The sequence below is a fragment of the Psychrobacter sp. LFX-11D genome (assembly GCF_904846475.1).
Taxonomy (GTDB): Bacteria; Pseudomonadota; Gammaproteobacteria; order Pseudomonadales; family Moraxellaceae; genus Psychrobacter; species Psychrobacter cryohalolentis.
In genome coordinates this window covers 197,296-217,085 of sequence record NZ_CAJHAV010000005.1, presented here as the reverse complement: position 1 = coordinate 217,085, position 19,790 = coordinate 197,296, and the positions used below count along the sequence as shown (strand labels likewise).

The 19,790-nt window shown below is 42.9% G+C and carries 11 protein-coding genes; 5 read left to right on the top strand and 6 right to left on the bottom strand.

Translation table 11 applies throughout. The annotated features are described in order from the left end of the window. Positions 1 to 357: 357 nt before the first annotated feature. Positions 358 to 1,284 (bottom strand): bestrophin family protein, encoded by a 927-nt coding sequence (locus JMX75_RS05880; protein ID WP_201531454.1) that lies wholly within the window; start codon positions 1,282 to 1,284, stop codon positions 358 to 360. Positions 1,285 to 1,565: 281 nt separating this feature from the next. Between JMX75_RS05880 and JMX75_RS05875 the strand changes: the two genes are divergently transcribed. Further along, positions 1,566 to 2,270 carry a hypothetical protein gene (locus tag JMX75_RS05875; protein ID WP_020443426.1) on the top strand — a complete coding sequence of 235 codons (705 nt, stop codon included), beginning with the start codon at positions 1,566 to 1,568 and terminating at the stop codon, positions 2,268 to 2,270. Between the two features lie 105 nt (positions 2,271 to 2,375). On the opposite strand, the gene JMX75_RS05870 is transcribed toward JMX75_RS05875, so the two are convergent. After that, complete coding sequence (locus JMX75_RS05870; RefSeq protein WP_149491552.1) at positions 2,376 to 3,926, bottom strand: acetyl-CoA hydrolase/transferase family protein; 1,551 nt, start codon at positions 3,924 to 3,926, stop codon at positions 2,376 to 2,378. 615 nt (positions 3,927 to 4,541) lie between these two features. Between JMX75_RS05870 and JMX75_RS05865 the strand changes: the two genes are divergently transcribed. Then, on the top strand, positions 4,542 to 5,405 hold the full coding sequence (locus tag JMX75_RS05865) for a universal stress protein (protein WP_201531452.1): 864 nt from the start codon (positions 4,542 to 4,544) through the stop codon (positions 5,403 to 5,405). A 156-nt stretch (positions 5,406 to 5,561) separates the two neighbouring features. On the opposite strand, the gene JMX75_RS05860 is transcribed toward JMX75_RS05865, so the two are convergent. From JMX75_RS05860 to JMX75_RS05850, 3 genes are all read right to left on the bottom strand, one after another. After that, entirely contained in the window at positions 5,562 to 11,837 is a 6,276-nt protein-coding gene (locus tag JMX75_RS05860; RefSeq protein WP_201531450.1) for a YadA-like family protein, read from the bottom strand. 312 nt (positions 11,838 to 12,149) lie between these two features. After that, entirely contained in the window at positions 12,150 to 13,841 is a 1,692-nt protein-coding gene (locus JMX75_RS05855; protein ID WP_201531448.1) for a sensor histidine kinase, read from the bottom strand. After that, on the bottom strand, positions 13,841 to 14,533 hold the full coding sequence (locus JMX75_RS05850) for a response regulator transcription factor (RefSeq protein ID WP_020443421.1): 693 nt from the start codon (positions 14,531 to 14,533) through the stop codon (positions 13,841 to 13,843). Before JMX75_RS05850 ends, JMX75_RS05855 begins: the two co-directional genes overlap by 1 nt. A 277-nt stretch (positions 14,534 to 14,810) precedes the next feature. Between JMX75_RS05850 and JMX75_RS05845 the strand changes: the two genes are divergently transcribed. Next, positions 14,811 to 15,341 carry a Spy/CpxP family protein refolding chaperone gene (locus JMX75_RS05845; RefSeq protein WP_201531446.1) on the top strand — a complete coding sequence of 177 codons (531 nt, stop codon included), beginning with the start codon at positions 14,811 to 14,813 and terminating at the stop codon, positions 15,339 to 15,341. Between the two features lie 272 nt (positions 15,342 to 15,613). Beyond that, positions 15,614 to 17,551, top strand: coding sequence for a gamma-glutamyltransferase (gene ggt / locus JMX75_RS05840; protein WP_201531444.1), 1,938 nt, complete (start codon positions 15,614 to 15,616; stop codon positions 17,549 to 17,551). Between the two features lie 10 nt (positions 17,552 to 17,561). Here the strand turns inward: ggt and JMX75_RS05835 are convergent, their stop codons facing one another. Further along, the gene (locus JMX75_RS05835) at positions 17,562 to 18,365 is read right to left on the bottom strand and encodes a helix-turn-helix domain-containing protein (protein ID WP_201531442.1); all 804 of its coding nucleotides are present in this window, start codon (positions 18,363 to 18,365) and stop codon (positions 17,562 to 17,564) included. Positions 18,366 to 18,694: 329 nt separating this feature from the next. On the opposite strand from JMX75_RS05835, the gene JMX75_RS05830 reads away from it, so the two are divergent. After that, the gene (locus JMX75_RS05830; RefSeq protein ID WP_201531440.1) at positions 18,695 to 19,717 is read left to right on the top strand and encodes a proline racemase family protein; all 1,023 of its coding nucleotides are present in this window, start codon (positions 18,695 to 18,697) and stop codon (positions 19,715 to 19,717) included. Positions 19,718 to 19,790 lie beyond the last annotated feature (73 nt).

Genomic DNA, 19,790 nt, shown 5'->3' with positions numbered 1-19,790 from the left:
TAAACCCTATTGAGAAAAAATGGGCTCAAGTAAAGTCTCTACGCCAAGGGTGGATGGAAAATGACTTATCCAAATTATTTTATGATGTTTGTCCTAGCCATAACACTTTTGTTTTGAACTGACTATACCTCGCATACTTGGATGTATAACTACCCTATCCCTATAAAAATTCCTAGCCAGCTATAAGCAACTGTCCCTTAGCGGCGCTCATAAAAGCGATACACAATGACCTAGTACGTAAAAAGGGATCTTACTGAGCTTTTTAAAAGGTATTTAAGGCTAATAAGTAATCAAAGTGACATACGAACATAGAAAGACCGCTCCAATCGAGCGGTCTTTTATTATCTTACCCATTATTTATGGTAAGTAGCCCTTTATAGGGCTGATATCAGCTGGCAAATCAGTTTCACCCAAGGCCTCTAACAAATTGATTTCAATCGTGCGCGATAAAGCCGTTAATGGCAGCTGATTGTCCGCCAAGCCAAATGGTGACTCTAACTCTTCACTTAGCGCATCAAGTCCAAAAAAGGTATAGGCAATCACGCTGCAGATTAAGGGTGTCACCCAGCCCAAAGAAGATACCAAACCAAACGGCAGCATAAAGCAATAAAGATAAGTGGTTCGATGTACAAGCAAAGTATAAGCAAATGGCAATGGCGTATTATGAATACGTTCACACGCTGCCAGTACCACCGTCATAGAGTTCAGACGCTCATCCATATTTTGTACCATCTGCTCTGATAGCAAATGCTGCTGTCGACAATATCCAAGCTCCTTACCCATCAAGCGCATCAGATAATCAGGCAGATTTTTTGCCTGCCGCATTTTGCTATGATATTTCGGATCAACAAAGCGCTCGATATCCTCCCAAGGCGAGGTGTTTCGCAGTCGATGACGCACCGCATGAGTAAAAGCAATACTCAGATGAATCAGACGGCGCTGAGTATCTCGCCCTATTGGATTGTCTTCGTCGATATAAGAGAGCGCTTGACGGCACAGGCTGCGCGCATCATAAACCAATTGTCCCCATAGCCCCCTTGCTTCCCACCAACGCTGATAGCTGGCATTATTACGAAAGCCCAAAAACAACGATAAGGCAATCCCAAGCAAGGTGAAAGGCGCAACGCCATAAGAAGAAAAAGAGCTTGGAAAGCCGTGCTGAATATTGGTAATAAGCGCACTGATAAGACCAATCAGCAAAATTTGAGGATATACTTTGGGAAGAATTGAGCCACGCAAGGTAAAGAATAGTTTGATGGCGCTTGGGTTTTGCTTGACGATCATATTGACTTCCTAACACTGATACTTTTGCAGAGCGAAATGATAACAGACTCACCATAATGAGGTGCAAAAAGATGCTTATCATTGAACTGTGAATAAGTATTTATCGTAAAAATACATCACTATTTTTATCACCTTGTTGTGCAATAGATGCCTAACAAATCATTGGTTGTTATAGTGATGTAATGATAGCAAAGACAAAGGTAGATAGCAGATGCCATCGCACAAAAATTCGATTATAGTAGACATAGATATGCTCATATAAACAAAATAAGGAATAAATGATGAAAAAATTAGGATTATGCGCCGCAGTGGCACTGAGCTTGAGCGCATGTGCTGGCGGGATAAACGGTGGCACCATTGGCAATAACAACCAAAATACTATCGTCACTCAATATCCTGTTGAAGCAGCGATGCTCAACATTTATACCAAAGCTCGCAGTCAAAGCTTGGTAGCGACCGTCGGCAATCAAACTGCCTCCGCTGATATTACAATTACCCCAAAAGGCAGTATGGTATTCAATAATAAACAAGTACAAGCTGCCGAAGTAAATACTATTAATAAAGTAAATAATCAAATCACTGATCAATCTGTTGCCATCAATTACTTTACGTTAAATCCATTAGTTTTCCATGGTTATACTGATAGCTCAGGCAAATACTCACTAGCGACCCAGAGCACGACGCTTCCTAAGCTGGCAACCGTTGGCTCCTCTAGTCAATTGATTGCAGAGGACGTATACGCCGATAGAAGTATGCGCAGAAAGATAGGTAGCTACAGACAAGGCTGGTCATTGACCAGAGACACCAACAACACTGCATGGTTTTGTGTCGACACCTCAGCCAATCTACTCGTCGCAAATGATCCCAATGGTGTCTCATCAGAATGCTATAAAATCAATGCGCGCGGTGATATCTTAGATAGCAAAGTGACGATTAGCCAACCGACAAACAACGGTACGAAAGCGATTGTATTTACCAGCCGCTAAATAATTCGTCACTAAATCACTTAACGTTGCACAAAAAAACGCCCCTTAAATTAAATAAGGGGCGTTTTTTTGGAATTTATTTATGCTGTTATAATATCTATTATATTAAACGGCAATTTTATAAGCTGATTTTTTAATACGCATATCACCCGTTTCAACATAACGCTGATGCCATGATAATGCTTCGTCTAAGATATGCGGCGTTTGCATACCAGCCGTATCTGAAGCACGATCAAAATAATCTTGTAGCATTGGGCGATAATCAGGATGGGCACAATTATCGATAATTGCTTTTGCACGTTGACGCGGCGATAGACCACGCAAATCTGCCAATCCTTGTTCGGTGACAATGACCATCACATCATGCTCAGTATGGTCGTGATGCGAGACCATCGGCGTGATACAAGAGATTGCGCCATCTTTTGCCACTGATGGCGATACAAAGAATGACGTATAAGCGTTACGAGCGAAATCACCTGAGCCGCCCAAGCCATTCATCATATTGGTGCCCATGACGTGGGTTGAGTTGACGTTACCATACAGGTCACATTCAATCATGGCATTAATGGCCAATACACCTAAGCGACGCGCGACTTCAGGATGGTTGGTGATTTCTTGTGGACGCAATACAATACGCGCACGCAGCTCTTCGATATTGGCATTAAAACGCTCTAGCGCATCTGGGCTTAATGACAGTGCAGTGGCAGATGCCATGGTCATTTTGCCAGACATAATTAGGTCTAACATACCGTCTTGCAATACTTCTGTGTAGCCGGTTAAATTCTCAAACGGGCTGTTTTGTAGTCCTGCCAATACTGCATTGGCTACGTTACCTACACCAGACTGGATCGGTAATAAATTTTCTGGCATGCGACCTTTTTTGACTTCATCATGGAAGAAATCAATGATATGGCTGGCTATTTTGTTTGAACATTCATCAGGATCAGCAAACTTGCTGTTGCGATCAGGCGAGTTCGTTAAGACAACGCCAACCACTTTATCCAAGTCACAATGTAGATACGGCACACCAATACGTCCGCCTGGGGTCACAAGTGGAATCGGCTTGCGGTTTGGCGGCATACCGATATCATTATAGACATCATGCATACCTTCTAACATCAAGCTTTGCTGCGCGTTCACTTCTAAGATGATTTTGTCTGCATTTTCTAACCAGGCATTGTTGTTACCGATAGAAGTCGATGGAATCAGGCGACCATCTGGCAAAATACCAGACACTTCAACGACCGCTATATGCATCTTGCCATAGAAACCGATGGTGCTCTGCTGCGCTACATGCGATAAATGCATGTCGAAATAATGCGCTTCACCTGCGTTGATTTGTTTACGTAAAGCAGGCTCTGATTGATATGGCGTGCGCCACTTGATGCCGTTCGCTTCTGCCAATACGCCATCACATTCGGTTGCGGTAGAGGCACCTGTCAATAAACCAATTTGAAAGTCTTCACCGCGAGCATGAGCCGCTTCCATGTGTTTGGCAAGCGCAGCGGGTATCGCTTTTGGGTAACCTGCACCAGTAAAGCCACTCATACCGACATTCATATCGTTTTTGATAAACGCTGCTGCTTGATCAGCAGACATAATTTTTTTGCTTAGACCGTCGTGAAGCACGCGACCTTCATGATTTAATGATGTCATACCTTTTTTCCTAGTAACTTCCATATTAAAATCAAACCACTTCGTGATGAAACGTTTGATACGAAACCAACAATAAAATGCATTGCTGCATATTAGCAACTTTCCCGCAAAAAACAAGTTGAATGACTTAAATTTACCTGTAGAGATTTTATCTGTCTCATATAAACTAACATTAGTTCGTTTTTTAATATCGTTTATATAACGTTCTTTTCCTCTTTAAATTGCAGTCATATCTATTTTTCTTTATCACAAATAGATATGCTTATTGTAAGGTATGATGGTTAAAAATCCTTATTATTTATTTTTCTCAGATAGGTATCAACGCATTTAAAAACTATACTTTGAAATATAGAATGGGATATTTTTGATTAATAGAAAAATATTAACGATAATATTTCTGGTTTTTTGTCTATAGACCCAAAAAAATTATAGTAAGATTATCAGTGTCATATTTTTAAAAGGACTCCACGCATGCTATATTTCAGAAACTGGCAAAATTTTTTAACTAAAGGTTATACTGATAAAAACTGGTGCTAAATTTGATATGAAAGCAGTTCATTATTAGCTGATTGACATAAAGTTGGTAGCGAAAAAATAAGCATTTAAGGATGAATGATGACAACTCAACAGCACGTTTTGGCTTGTATTGACGGCTCAGCAGTGACAGAGTCTGTTTGTGACTATGCAGCATGGTATGCAAGGCGACTCAATATTTCGGTAGGACTGTTGCATGTCAGCGATGTAGCAGCGTCTATTAGAAGAGACTTGTCTGGGGCGATTGGCATTAATAGCCGTCAATTCTTGCTAGATGAATTGTCTCAGCTTGACGAGCAAAGAGCCAAGGTAGTCAATAGCTATAGTAACGCCTTGGTGCAAGATGCCAAAAGCCATATCAAAAATCAGTTTGATGACGTAAATGTCCATGTTTATCAGCGCCGTGGCAAGCTACTGCCTGCTATTGAGCATTTTACAGCGCATAATCGTGCCATCGTTATGGGACGCCGCGGTGAAGACCATAAACATAGTCGCATCAACATCGGCAGCCAAATCGAGACAGTTGCACGAGCGTCAAGCATACCGGTGCTCATTTGCTCAGAGAAATTCAAAGAACCTCATTCATACATGGTAGCCTTTGACGCTAGTAAAACAGCGCTTAAGGCCATAACTATGCTGTCAGAGAGCAAATTATTAAAAGGCATGCAAGGTCATATCGTGATGGTCGGTAACGATAATGAAACCGCCAAACAAAGCCTTGCCGATGCCCGCGCGCAGATGGCAGCAGCAGGATTTTCAGTAGAGACTCATCATCTCCAAAAGCTTGACGCGGTCAATGGATTGTTAGCTTTTCAAATGGAGCATGCAATCGATATGATTGTGGTGGGGGCTTATGGCAGCTCAAAACTACAGCATCTGTTTCTTGGCAGCACTACAACAGAGATTATCGCCAGTACGCTGTCACCAGTTATTTTGGTGCGCTAATAGGTAACGAGCGTGATTATACTTTTAATCTGTTCTGTCGGTTTTTATATGTTGATAAATATCCATTAAAAAAGCAAGGCATCTGATGCCTTGCTTCTTGTATCTAACTAATGATTATGATTGTCATTTCGCTTAGATGTTTAGTCAAATAGGTGTTTAGTCAAAATGGAAACCTGCACCTATGGCTGCACCTACGTTGCCTTGAGTATCTGCAGTACCATTTAACTTCATGACCCAACGTCCATCAGCGGACAGTTTCGAAAAGCCGATAGCAACGGCACTCTCACCGTTATACGTTGCGATACCACCACCTATCATAGACTTACCGATGATGTAAGCTTGAGGCAATGAAGACATCGCCATGGCTGCTGAGATACCAGCGTTGGCGTCGTCCTCAACCTCGCCAATTCTATAACCCAGCTCATTGATGCTGTTGCCTAGGTTTCTATTGACTGCATCCAATTGACCGAAGTTCACAGCATCTCTAGGTTGCATGCCGTCCGCAACATTGGTTATCTTAGTGCCAGCAGCATTAATACCGGCTGCTGTCATACTAGGAGCAGTTTCACCATTACCTGCATATATACCGGCTTTAGTGATACTAGGGCCACCTGCAATGACAACTCCGTTTGTACTGACGGTTGTATCACCAGTCGTCACGCTGTCGACATTGATGTTGCCGTTTAAATCAAACTTAATGCTACTGCCTGCTGATGTCGTGGTGATATTATTGCCACCTTTAAACGTAAGTGGAGCAGAACCTGCTTTTTTGTTGATAACAGGACCACTATCTGCATCGAAGTTGAGTCCAGCACCCATCTCAGCGATCACAGTTGTCTGTGTATTGACAAGAGAGAGAAACTCAAATAATTGTCCACCATTGACGGCATCCTTACTCGCTACCTCAATGAAGCCATTAGCAACGTTGGTGATCTTGTTACTACCAGCATCAACACTAGTTTTAGTAAGTTTAGGACCGCCTACGATAGTTAGACCACTGCTATTCATCGTGGCATCACCCGTTTTTACGCTATCTATAGCGATGTCTTTACTTAAATTAAAGGTAACATTATTACTCTCTGCTGTTTTAGAGACGGTTATATTGTTATCTGTATTGTTTAAGTCGACTGTATCGCTTGGTTTCACTGTGCTAATATTCGCGCCTTGGGCACTAATATTCCAGCCTTTGTTGGCATCAGTAGCGCTTTGCTTGACTTCATTTAACTGTCCAACATTCACAGCGTCAGTAGTTGCTTCACCTCGTGCAACATTGGTAATAACATTACCACCGTTGTTAAGACCAGTGCTTGTTAAGCTGACAGTTTTAGCTGGAACAATATTAGTGATAGTGAAACCAGTACTGTTTAATTTTACTCCACTATTAATGAAACTAACACCGCCATTATCCATCACAGTATTACCAGTGGTGACGGAGGTTACATCTAAAGCATCAGCCATCTGAATCTCTAACTGACCGTTGTTTTCTACAGTTCGGATATTTTTTGCAGATGCTGTTTTAAGAGGATTTAAACTGCCTACAATTTTAAGTTGCGTACCAAGATCCTTATGGATGTTGATATTATCATTACCAGCGAAGTTTAGACCTTTAGTTACAATAGTAGTGTTTTGACCATTAAGCTGATCAACATTCACTGCATCAGTACCAGCAGCACCTGCTACAACATTGTGAACCTGGTTACCACCCATGCTGACGTTGGTGCCCAGAGCCACACTGACTTTATCGTCCTCGACAACAAAACGACCAGCATTAACATTAAGGGCTTTGCTGCTAATCGTACCTCTGTTAATAAAGGTTTGATTACTTGGGTCAGAACCCACAGTAACTGTGTCAAGATCCGTTAGGTTCTTAGCCATCACGACGTTCAGTTTGCCATTGAGGCTGTCAACACGTAGGTTTGCACCCGATGCATCAGCAGCATTCGCCAGCTTACCTTCGATGCTCAACGTTTCGTTCAACTTCTTATTAATGGTAGTGCCAGTGTTACCCGCAAACTTCAGGCCGTCTTCCATCGTGGCAACTTGGATATCGTCGATAACGATACGTGTGATACCATCACCACCATTAACACCTGGTACGCCGTTAATGACACCAACGGTACCTGATACACCAGTAGGACCCGTTAGACCGATTGTGCCGTTCGAACCATTGATAGCAACACCACTTGTGCCGTCTGCACCATTAACACCAACAAAGCCATCTACACCATCTGCACCGTTTTGACCTGGTCCACCAACGCTTAAGTTGTTACCAAGTGCAAAGTCAATTTCGTTATCTGAAACCGTAGTGATGATGCTTCCATCTGCACTGGTATAGTTAACCGTCTCGCCGAGTTTGACTTTATCTACTGTCTTAGAGTTGGCTAAATTAGATCGATCAGCAGTGATCTTAAAGCCTTTGTTGCTAAGATCTTTTTTAGCTTCGTTAAGCTGGCTACCGTTAACTGCATCAGTGCTATCTTGGTTCACATCGCCAGCAGCCACACCTGTGATTTTACCAGTGCCAGCATCATTGATGATTACATTACCAAATTTTGGTGAATCAGCCATTTGGATTTCAATACCACCATCTTGTGTTGCAACTGTCTTCATGTTGCTTGATGAGTAATTTCCAGCTACGCTTTGACCACCAACAATCTGTAACCTTTTATTAAGTCTGCGAGTTACATAGCCGATATTGGGGTTCTCGTTACCAGAGAATCGTAAACCATCATCTTCCAATGTCGCTACAGTATGGCTCTTACCCGCACTGTCTTCATAGCTCAAGCGAGTTACAGGTGTGTTATTTCTAAACACGTTACCAGGTCTGACTTCTGGACGCATGGTAAGCGTTGCCTCTCCAGCAGGCCCTGTTAGACCGATTGTGCCGTTCGAACCATTGATAGCAACACCACTTGTGCCGTCTGCACCATTAACACCAACAAAGCCATCTACACCATCTGCACCGTTTTGACCTGGTCCACCAACGCTTAAGTTGTTACCAAGTGCAAAGTCAATTTCGTTATCTGAAACCGTAGTGATGATGCTTCCATCTGCACTGGTATAGTTAACCGTCTCGCCGAGTTTGACTTTATCTACTGTCTTAGAGTTGGCTAAATTAGATCGATCAGCAGTGATCTTAAAGCCTTTGTTGCTAAGATCTTTTTTAGCTTCGTTAAGCTGGCTACCGTTAACTGCATCAGTGCTATCTTGGTTCACATCGCCAGCAGCCACACCTGTGATTTTTTTATTACCAGCATCGATACCAGATCTAAGGACGCTTGGACCATTACTAATGGTTAGACCACGGCTTGTTAAGCTAGCAGTTCTATCTGGACGATTAGGATTAGTGACAGTAATACCGCCAGTATCCATGACAGTATTACCTGTCGTGACACTATTGAGGTCGATATTATTAGCCAGTTTAAACTTGATGTCATTGCCAGTCTTAGCTACTTCAATATTGGTTTCGCCAGTAGCAGTACCTATGTCAATTGTGTCACCAGCTTTCACAGTGCTAATGTTGGCACCATTAGTCTTCAAATTAAAGCCTTTATCTAGCTCTTCGATAGCACCTGCAACGCCAGTCTGGTCATTACCATTAACTTGATAGACTGGAGTACTGACCGTACCATCAGTATTAACAACTGAACCACCGCCCAAGTTATTAGCAATAGACTGTGCAGTACTAAATAGCTGACGACCATTGATAGCTTGCTGACTAGTAGACGTCACATTACCATCTAAAATGTCAACGATTTTAGATTGATTGACGCTCAAACCTCTAGCATCCGTAGTCAATGTAGTATCATTGATTCCATCACTAATAGTCACACTAGTTAGCGTAATATCAGGAGCTAAGTCGTAATTGATGCCATTGTCTGAAACAGTGGCGACCAGATTACCATCAGCATTAGTAAAGTTAACAGTCTCACCAAGCTTGACGTTGTCTTCAACTTCACCTGGACCTAAGTCTTTATTATCAGCCGTGATGTTGAAACCAAGTTCAGTTAGAGCACCACTTGCCGCTGTTAGCTGTTCTTGAGTTGCCGCTTGTCCACCTGTATAAGTTGTAGCAGGATTAAAGGTGACGTTGCTTAGACCTGAGATAGTTCTTGCTGTTCCATCAATCTTGACAGGAGTTGCTCCACTACCCACATTGACGATATCTGCAAGCGCAAGCTTAATACCATCCCCACTTGGTAATGCGGTGGTGGTTAAGTTGCTGTCCGTATCAAACTTGATCTCTTCACCTAAAGCAAAGGTTCTTTGGAGACTGTTATTAACGTTGAATTTGATGCCTTCAGCAATAGCATTAGTATTGTTGCTGATATTAGTGGTGTTAGTCGTGACTCTACTATTGGTCGCATTAAGCTGACTGCCATTGATAGCGTCGGTGCTGTTAGCATCTACAACACCCGGAGCAACATTTTGAATTTGTCGTTCAGCACCGACAGTGCCTACAGATACCGTTCTAGCGCCACTAGTCAAACCAGCAACTGGTAAATTATTGATAGAAAAACTTCCGATGTGCTGGGCTGTAGTAACAGAGCTGTTTCCCAGAGCCACATTACCTGATTGCCCTGCAATAGCACTGCGACCTAATGCTGTAGCATTACTGGCTGCGCTAGAGCTCTGTCCAATAGCAGTACCGCCCATGGAAGCTTCAGCATTAAAGCCAACAGCTGATGCATTTTCACCTACGGCTTCAGAGAAACCACCTAAAGCCATGGCACCAGCACCGTCTGCTTTAGAGCGACGACCTAGCGCTACACTATCTTCGCCTCTAGCGTTTGCAGTAGGACCAACAGCTGTGGCACCTAAACCTTCCGCACTACTCCTGACACCTAGAGCAACTGATTCGCCACTTTTAGCTTTAGCTTTGAAACCTGATGCCAAACTGCTACGGGCTGTTGCTTCTGCACCTGCACCAAAGGCACTAGCCTGAATACCAATTGCCTTAGCATTCTCTCCAACAGCAGTTGAACGGTCGCCATTTGCTATAGCATTAGAGCCAACAGCAAGAGCATCAGTGCCTGTTACTGACGTGGTGTATGGTTGTGCACTGCTAGAGCGGATAGGGAAATCAATGTCAGACACGATAGTATCCAACGCTCTTAGCTGAGATACATTGACTGCATCAGTATCAGATGAACCAGCTGCGACATTAATAATACGACGCTCACTTGCAACAGCTCCTACAGCGACTGTACCATTATTTGCATTAGCAGCAATATTGGTTAAAAAAGAAGCGCCACTTTGTACAGTTGCAACAGAGCCTTGACCTAAAGCGACACTGTTTATAGCTGTGACACTAGCATTATTACCAATACCAACAGCACCATTTAAACCATTTGCAATCGTAACGTTATTACCGAGAACAAAGGCGTTGTTACCCGCGATGGTGTTGTTATTACCAATTGCATAGCTATTCATACCATTGACAGTATTAGGATCACCAAATGCACCTGAATTATTACCACTAACAATATGGCCAGTACCCACAGCGATTGAGTTAGCGCCGTTCACTGTATTCCCTTCACCTATAGCCACTGAACGGTCACCTAAGGCTTGAGCCCCACTACCAAAAGCAATGCTGTCCACACCTATTGCTTTAGTTTGGCCTATAGGATTATAAATAACGCCTGGTTGATCATCTGTAGGTCTTGCACTGACAATATCTGTAGAACCAATAGCAATTGAGCGATAACCTTCTGCTTTTGCAGAATGACCCATTGCCAATGAACCCACACCTGTAGCAGAAGCTACGTTACCAATCGCTTGTGCAAAATTCTCTGTTGCCGCAGATTGACGACCTAACGCTAGAGAAGTATTTCCAGTTGCTAAAGCAGCTGGACCAATCGCAACAGCTGCCACGTTATCAGATTTTGCCTGAACCCCTAAAGCGATACCTAAACTACGTGATGAAGCATTCATCCCTATAGAAGTACCGGCTTGATATGCTTTCGCATTAGTACCAACTGCTGTGGAATTAAATGGTGTATCTGTACTAAAATTAACAGGCGGTAAATTACTAGGGTTTTCTCTATTATAAAAAGTTATCGAAGGATCAGTTGATAAATCTGCAACAGAATTACAACCAACAGCTACACTATTAGCTAAGCCTGATGAAGCATTCGTAGTATTTGTAGTACTGTTATTAGCACAATTATTAGCTGTTCCAATAGAGATGCTATTACCGACTCCTTTTGCAGCAAAAACTTGCGGCGACATAGTAAGACCAGCCGCCATTAGACCCAGCCCGATAGCCGTGAGTTTAAAAGCACTGGTAGAAGAAAGATTGTCTGTTGTATTGATGGTAGCGTTTGCACTCACGCTAGATTTGGAAGATTTGCCACGTGCCTTTGCGTATTCACCAACTGCAGTGAAACAGTTTAAGGCTTCATTCCATATTACCTTATAGATGCGGTTCATGATGTATACTCCCTTATAGATTCGTCTGATTTAAAAAATCGAAGTTAAAATCCATTTTGTAGAGAGTTGATGTAACAAAAGAAAACAGTTATGAGGCAATAGGATTAGAAGTTAGGGTTAAAAAATTACTTAGATAATTATTTGAGACATAAAGCGTCTTATTTTGTAAATCATTATAACTCTCTATATATTATTATTAACGAATATAAACAGAGTCTCAATACCACCCATCGGTAATTTACTACCGTTCATCGGTTATATTCTTATTAGTGAATATATGTTGATGAAATACATTCTCATTTGAGGTTGTTTCTATTTAATAGGTAATATTACTTTTATCACAAGCCCTAATATGCCATCTTGGCGATTATGGACAGTGATCTGACCTCTATGTGCCATTACTACGGCATGAACGATTGCCAACCCCAGTCCATAACCGCCCGTTTCGCGATGGCGCGCCGTATCAAGCCTAACGAAAGGCTGAAAAATACGCTCCAGATCCTTTTCGGCAACACCGCCGCCCTCATCAGTGATACTTATTTCAATAGCTGCTGTTTTATTATTCATCTTCACTGCTTGTATCTCAGCCATCACTGCCGAATCAAAAGCAGTATGCATAAAGGCATTACGGATGATGTTTTCAAGGGCACTATGCAGCTGTTCTTGATTGCCCATTACTGTGCAAGAATCTGGCAATAAAGACGGATTCGCATGCCATTGCCAATATATATTTTTATGCTGAAACTCAAAACAGACATCTTGACCGATCTCATTGATAATTTCACAGATGTCTACTGCCTCATCTTCTAGAGTGTTGATAGTATATTGCTGCATTTGCAACGATTGAATACGGATAATTTGCTCAATCAGCTCATTCATCCGCGTTGACTCTTTATCGATACGGTCAAGATAACGACTGGCGTTGGGCGCAAAATCTCGTGTCAGCTCAGTAGCTACATCGAGACGGGCCAGCGGCGAGCGCAGCTCATGCGAGATATCACTTAACATCTGCTTGCGTGCCAGTTCACTGTCAGCAAGCCGCGTTGATAGTAAAGCGACATCTTTTGCTAATAACCCCAATTCGTCAGAACCCAGACTTGATAACTGCGGATTGACTTCATAGTTGCCATCTATCATCCGGTGTACGGTATCCTGCACACGCCCAATACGCTGAGTCAACGTACGACTGAGCCAAAAGCACACCAACACGCTAAAGAGTATAATCAGCAAGAGCCGCAGCATAAAATTGCCCCGCTGTAGCTCTAACACATCTTTAAATAACAGGTGCGGACGCAGCTGTACGATAACGCTGTCATTATTTGGCATGACCACCGTAACCTCAGCTAACTCAGGTCGGCTATCAATGTCAGCAATGGCTTTATGAGACGGTACCGGTTTTAAAATATCATCGAGGCTAAAAGGCTTATCATTCGGGCGCGCGCTTTTGACGCCATCCTTATCAAAGGAATACGCCTTATAAGGGTTCTTATCGACACGCTCTTTATCACTAATTTCACGATAATCAGATGTTTTATTGTCAGTACTGCTACTCACAGAATTGTGCATATTCGGTGGTACAGATGATTGCTCACCTTCTATCTGCAAATCTATTGCCTTTATACTTGCCACGTCACGTGCTTGACGCCGCTTGACTCGATTTTCTCGAAACCGATATCTTGGAAATATAATAGCGCCCTGCTCATCGTATATCCTGATTTGGCTCATGAGTCTTCGATCTTCATTATAAATCTGCTTTACAGCAGATAAATCACCCGCCTTCAAGGATATGACCAGCCGCTCACGCTGAATAAGCAGCTTATCAATTTGAGAATCCATACGAGTAGCAAGCTCTCGCTCATTAAGCCAGCGCTCTACTGCTATAGATAAGATAGAAGTGATCAGAATCATAGATAGCAAACTCAAAAACAGTCGCCAAAATAGCGACACAGGTATGCTCAGCTTCGGTTTGTTTATCGCTGTAGGATTTTGGGCAGCTTCTGTCATTAGAGTACCAACTGATAGCCTTTACCACGAATTGCCTTGATTGGCTCATCATGGAAAGGTTGAAGTTTTTTACGCAGGCGCGAGACATGGACATCAAGGCTACGGTCAAAAGGCTGTAATTCTCGCTGCAAGACATGCTGTGATAGCCACGATTTACTGACTACCTCGCCTTTTTGTCGTAATAAAGCCAGTAATAAATCAAACTCTGTACCTGTTAATTGCAGCTCAACGCCATCTATCTGGCAAAGCCTTTGCTGTTGGTCAAGATATAAGCGACTACTCGGCAGCGGTAATTGCTCGGTAAAACTGACCGCAATACTGGTGCGCTTAATCACCGCATTGATGCGTGCCAGCAGCTCACGTGGATTACAAGGCTTGGTAATATAATCATCAGCGCCAAGCTCCAGCCCGATGATACGGTCTATCTCCTCCCCTTTTGCGGTAAGCATAATGACAGGGATATCACTAATAGCAGGTAGCTGACGTAACACACTGAGCCCGTCTATTTTTGGCATCATGATATCGAGCACCAACAAATCATAAGGCGAATTATCTTGCATCGTCGTCTTTAATCGCTCTATGACCGCTTCGCCATCATGCACGCAGTCACAACGAACACCGTGATTATGCAGATACTCTTGCAGTAATTGAGTCAACTCTTCGTCATCGTCACCCAATAAAATATTTGACATCGTTATCACCTTATTATTGTACCTCTCAATCATCTTACGGCTCATATTATCAAGCAAGCGCTACCTATGCGCTATAAACGTTACCTTTCTTAATGTTTCATAAATGTTCGTAACCTCTGGCTGTCGTATGATAGTGGTTATCAAAAACAAGTTGATGCTAATTTACAATGTCGAGCAATGATTCATATTAGTGATCCATAGTGACTATCCGGGACGCTCGATCAAGACTAGAATTATCAGACATACCCTCACTTTTACAAAAATTAAGGTAACTCTTATGCAAATGACGCAAATGACGCAAATGAAAAAATTATTGATGGGTTCAGTATTAGCGATGTCTAGCGTATTGACCGTGACTGCCTGCAGTAGTGTCAATGCCGCTACTGAGGCGACGCCAACCACGAGCAAAATGCAGCATAAAGGCATGAAAGACGGCATGAGAGGTCCAATGGCGCAGCTAAATCTAACAGCGACGCAGCAGGCACAAATCAAAGCCATCATGCAAGAAAAACAGGGCGATCGCAAAAATGACCGTGCAAAACATCAAGCAGAACGTATGCAAATGCAGCAGCAGATGCAGGCATTGACGAACGCTAATACCTTGGATAACGCTGCCATCAATCGTCTTGCAGACCAGCAAGCAGCTAAAAACAAGCAGCGCTTTATTGAACGTGTTCAAACCCAACATGCCATTTCGCAAGTACTCACAGCTGAGCAGCGTGCAAAAATGGCACAGTTAAAATCAGAAAGAACAACCAAAGGTCATCATGGTTCAAAACAGCGTAAGATGCATAACCAAGCGCAGTAAGATATAAGCCATGGAATTAAAAAGCATTAGTTAGATAAAGTAAGAAAATTTAAAGAAGCGTATCGGCTTACCGATGCGCTTCTTTTCCTCTGTATTTTACATTTCCTAAATTCAATTACCTCATAACCGTTTTCTTATCTGAAAACGAAAGATGTCAAAGTCCTTTCTACTACTAGCAATATTCGTTACTATTTAACCTTATCAGTTAATCTTATTTATTAATCCTGTATTTTTAGCCCAATTTCTTTCATCCTCGTAAAAAGGACTTTGCGATGTCAGCTCCATATTCTTATTCTCATCAGACACAAGCGCCCACTTATAAGACTTTAAAATCTGCAACGTTAATTATTGGCAGCACGCTATTACTCTCTGTATCTGCCCATGCGGTAGACACAAATACTGCTGTCGCCTCAAAAACCATCAATCCAACCTCGATTAATACCAGTGCGATTAATCTAGCGGTTATGAAAGAAAATCCCACGGTATTGTCTGAGACGCAGCGCGTGACACGAGCGAAAAGTAACACGCTCACGCCTAAGGCTACGCAAGCCAAAACCGATCAAGCCATCTATTCTGTGGACGCTATCCACCATCCTGTTTGGGCAAAAAACGGCATGGTTGCTACCCAAGAAGCACTGGCTTCTGATATCGGCTTAAAGATTTTGAAAGATGGTGGCAATGCCGTTGATGCTGCTGTAGCTGTTGGCTTTGCGTTAGCTGTGACATTACCGCGAGCCGGTAATATCGGCGGTGGCGGATTTATGATGGTCTATGATGCCAAGCAAGGCAAAACAGTCGCACTCGATTATCGTGAAAAAGCCCCTAGTAGCGCCTCGCGTGATATGTATCTCGATAAGGAGGGCAATGCCGTCAGTGATTTATCTCGTTATCATGGCCTAGCAGTTGGTGTGCCGGGTACGGTCGCAGGCTTACTCAAAGCGTTAGAGGATCATGGCACCATGAGCCGCGGGCAAGTGCTGGCACCAGCGATTGCGCTGGCTGCAAACGGTATCGAAGTCACTGCTGGGTTATCAGAGTCCCTAGAAGCGTTAAGCGATCGCTTACAAAAATGGTCAAGTACCAAAAAGATATTCTTTAAAGCCGATGGCAGCACTTATCAACCGGGTGAGCGTTTAAAACAGCCGGAGCTGGCAAAGTCCCTTAAACTGATTGCGGCAGAAGGTAGTGATGGTTTTTATAAAGGAGAAACCGCCCGTAAATTGGTTAAAGCGGTCAATGAAGCAGGCGGTAAAATGAGCTTGCAGGACTTGGCAAATTATCAAGCTATTGCCCGTACGCCGGTCAAAGGCGATTATCGTGGTTATGAGATTGTCTCAATGCCACCACCGTCTTCTGGCGGTATTCATATCGTGCAGATTTTAAATATCTTAGAAGGTTATCCGCTAAAAGACTATGGTCAAAACAGCGCGCAAACCATTCATTTAATGGCTGAAGCTATGCAGTTGGCTTATGCAGATCGTTCTGAATATTTGGGGGATTCTGATTTTATTGACGTACCTGCCAGCGGTTTAACTGCCCAGCCTTATGCTGATAAGCTACGCACGTTAATCAACCCAAATAAGGCCACGCCAGCAGCAACTATTAAGGCAAATAACCCTCTACCTTATGAGAGTGATCAAACCACGCATTTTTCTATTGTCGATAAAGATGGCAATGCGGTAGCCAATACGTATACGCTGAACTTTTCTTATGGGACGGGGCTTGTTGCTGAAGGTACGGGGATACTGCTCAATAACGAGATGGATGATTTTTCTGCTAAGCCCGGTGTGCCAAATGGTTACGGCTTAATCGGCGGCGACGCCAATGCGGTTGAAGCCAATAAACGCCCGTTATCTTCTATGAGTCCAACAATCGTATTTAAAGACAGCAAACCTTATATCGTCACAGGCAGTCCGGGTGGTAGCCGCATTATTACTACCGTCACGCAGGTGATCTCAAATGTCATTGACCATGATATGAATATCGCTGAAGCGACGCATGCGCCACGTATTCATGACCAATGGCTACCGGATGAGATTCGTATCGAAAAAGCACTAAATATCGATACTATTAAGAAACTGGAGTCCATGGGACATAAGGTCAGTCAGCAGTCAGCTATGGGATCAACACAGTCTATTATGGTTACCCCAAATGGCGTGTATGGATCTTCAGATCCACGTATTGTCGATGCGGCAGTCGTTGGTTACTGATTTAACTTTTTCATGATAAATGCGTTTGGCGAAATTGGCTGGGTGACAAGCCCGTAAACTGTTTGAACTGGCGGCTAAAGGCACTATGATCGCTATAGCCGCAGTTCAACGATATTTGAGTGACTGACATCTCAGGCATGGCTAATAGCTTAACCGCATATTCTAATCTCAGCTTTTGTACAAACTGTAAAGGCGACATATTTAGCACTGCTTTAAAGGTGCGCTCTAACTGCGATAAGCTAAAATGTGCCAGCTCCGCCAATTCTGCTATATTGATTTTCTGATCCAGATTACCGCGTACGAACTGTGCTACGTCAGCCAGTCTCGCGTGCTTACGTAAAATGCGTTCGTTATCTTCATCAATATCGACGGATATCCCAACCATTGCGACCACTTGTTGACTGCTATTATAGATAGGCAGTTTATTGGTAATACACCAACCTAACTGACCAGATGCATAACTGTGCAGCTCTAAATTATCAACGATTGACTTCCCATCTCGCAACACTTTCATATCCTGCAAGATATAATCCTTACTCTGCTGATGAGAAAATACCTGCTCAGTGGTAAATCCCACAATGTCACTATGCTGACTTAACTTACAACGCTTTAATAATGTTTTGTTTGCCAGCTGATAGCGTGCCTGCTCATCTTTCACAAAAAACACCACATTCTTTAAAGTATCAAGTAGAGGCAGTAATAATGAGACATTACCAATAAATGCCTCACTACTTTCTGAATAATAAGTAGCCATGCTCTGCCGCAACGAGGCAGTAAAACCGACAAGCCCCGTCTCTTCTATTACATCCATCATCCTATGTCATCCCTGCCATCTCAATCCCAGTCATTAACAAGCAATACTATTTGCTCTTCCCTTGCTAAAGATAGTAAATCTCTATCAAAACACTACTTAATCAGAAGCTATCTCACGATGGATTTTTCTCATTAAAAACCATCATTATAGCCTCTAGTGTACACCGAGCCACTGTGCAGGAATGCGCATTTTTTCATCAGAAAACAGCAAGACGCTGTATCTAAAAAAGTTCATTCTATATACAGACCGCGTTAACACGATGGTTTTGACAAGGTCTAGCAAACAACAATGGAATGTTACTTTTTCACGGATGAATTAGGATGTCGGTCATGGCTTCTTCTCTATTTAATTTCAAAATTATTGACTCGCATACGGGCGGTGAGCCTACTCGCATGGTCTATGACGGCTTTCCTGACCTCGTCGGCGATACTATTCAAGACAAACTACAATCCTTCAAACAAAACTTCGATCATCTACGTCAAAGCATCATTTTAGAGCCCCGCGGTAATGATGTCCTTGTTGGCGCGCTACTCCTTCCTGCCAGCAATCCTAAAGCCACAGCAGGCGTTATATTTTTTAATAACGCTGGATATCTGGGCATGTGCGGTCATGGCACGATTGGCGTCATCGTCTCTTTAGCTTATCAACAAAAAATATCAGCAGGCATACATTGGCTAGAGACTCCCGTAGGTCTGGTTAAAGCAACCCTACGTGATGATGGCAGCTGCAGTGTACAAAACGTCCCTTCTTATCGTTATAAAAAACAAGTCGAAGTTCACGTTCCTGAGTTAGGGCTTATCCGCGGTGATATCGCTTGGGGTGGCAACTGGTTTTTCTTAGTGAGTGAGCATGGACAAAACATTCAAGCCAGCAACGTTAAACAGCTTACTCAAGTAACCATGCAAATTAAGCAAGCACTACTCAATGCCAACATCACTGGCGACAACGGCGGCGAGATTGACCATATTGAGTTATTTTCTGATAGCGATGATACACAAGTAGATAGTAAAAACTTTGTTTTGTGCCCAGGTTCAGCCTACGATCGCTCCCCTTGTGGTACCGGTACCAGCGCCAAACTTGCTTGCCTAGCGGCTGACAATAAACTCGCTCCTGAACAATTATGGCAGCAACAGGGCATAGTCGGCAGCGTATTCACTGGCAGTTATCAGCATGCAACTGAGCTTAATACTGAGTTGAATACCGATCTTAGTACTAAGCTCAATAATGCAGCTGGTACGGCTTATCCTGCACAGACCATTATCCCAACGATTCGTGGTCATGCTTATGTTTGTGCTGAGACCACACTCATTGTGCAACAAGACGATCCCTTTAAATGGGGACTCCCATCTTAATAAAATCACAGCATTATTTATGAAATGACAGGTTTATTGATAAACGCGTGAACACTCTTAAAACCGCTTAATC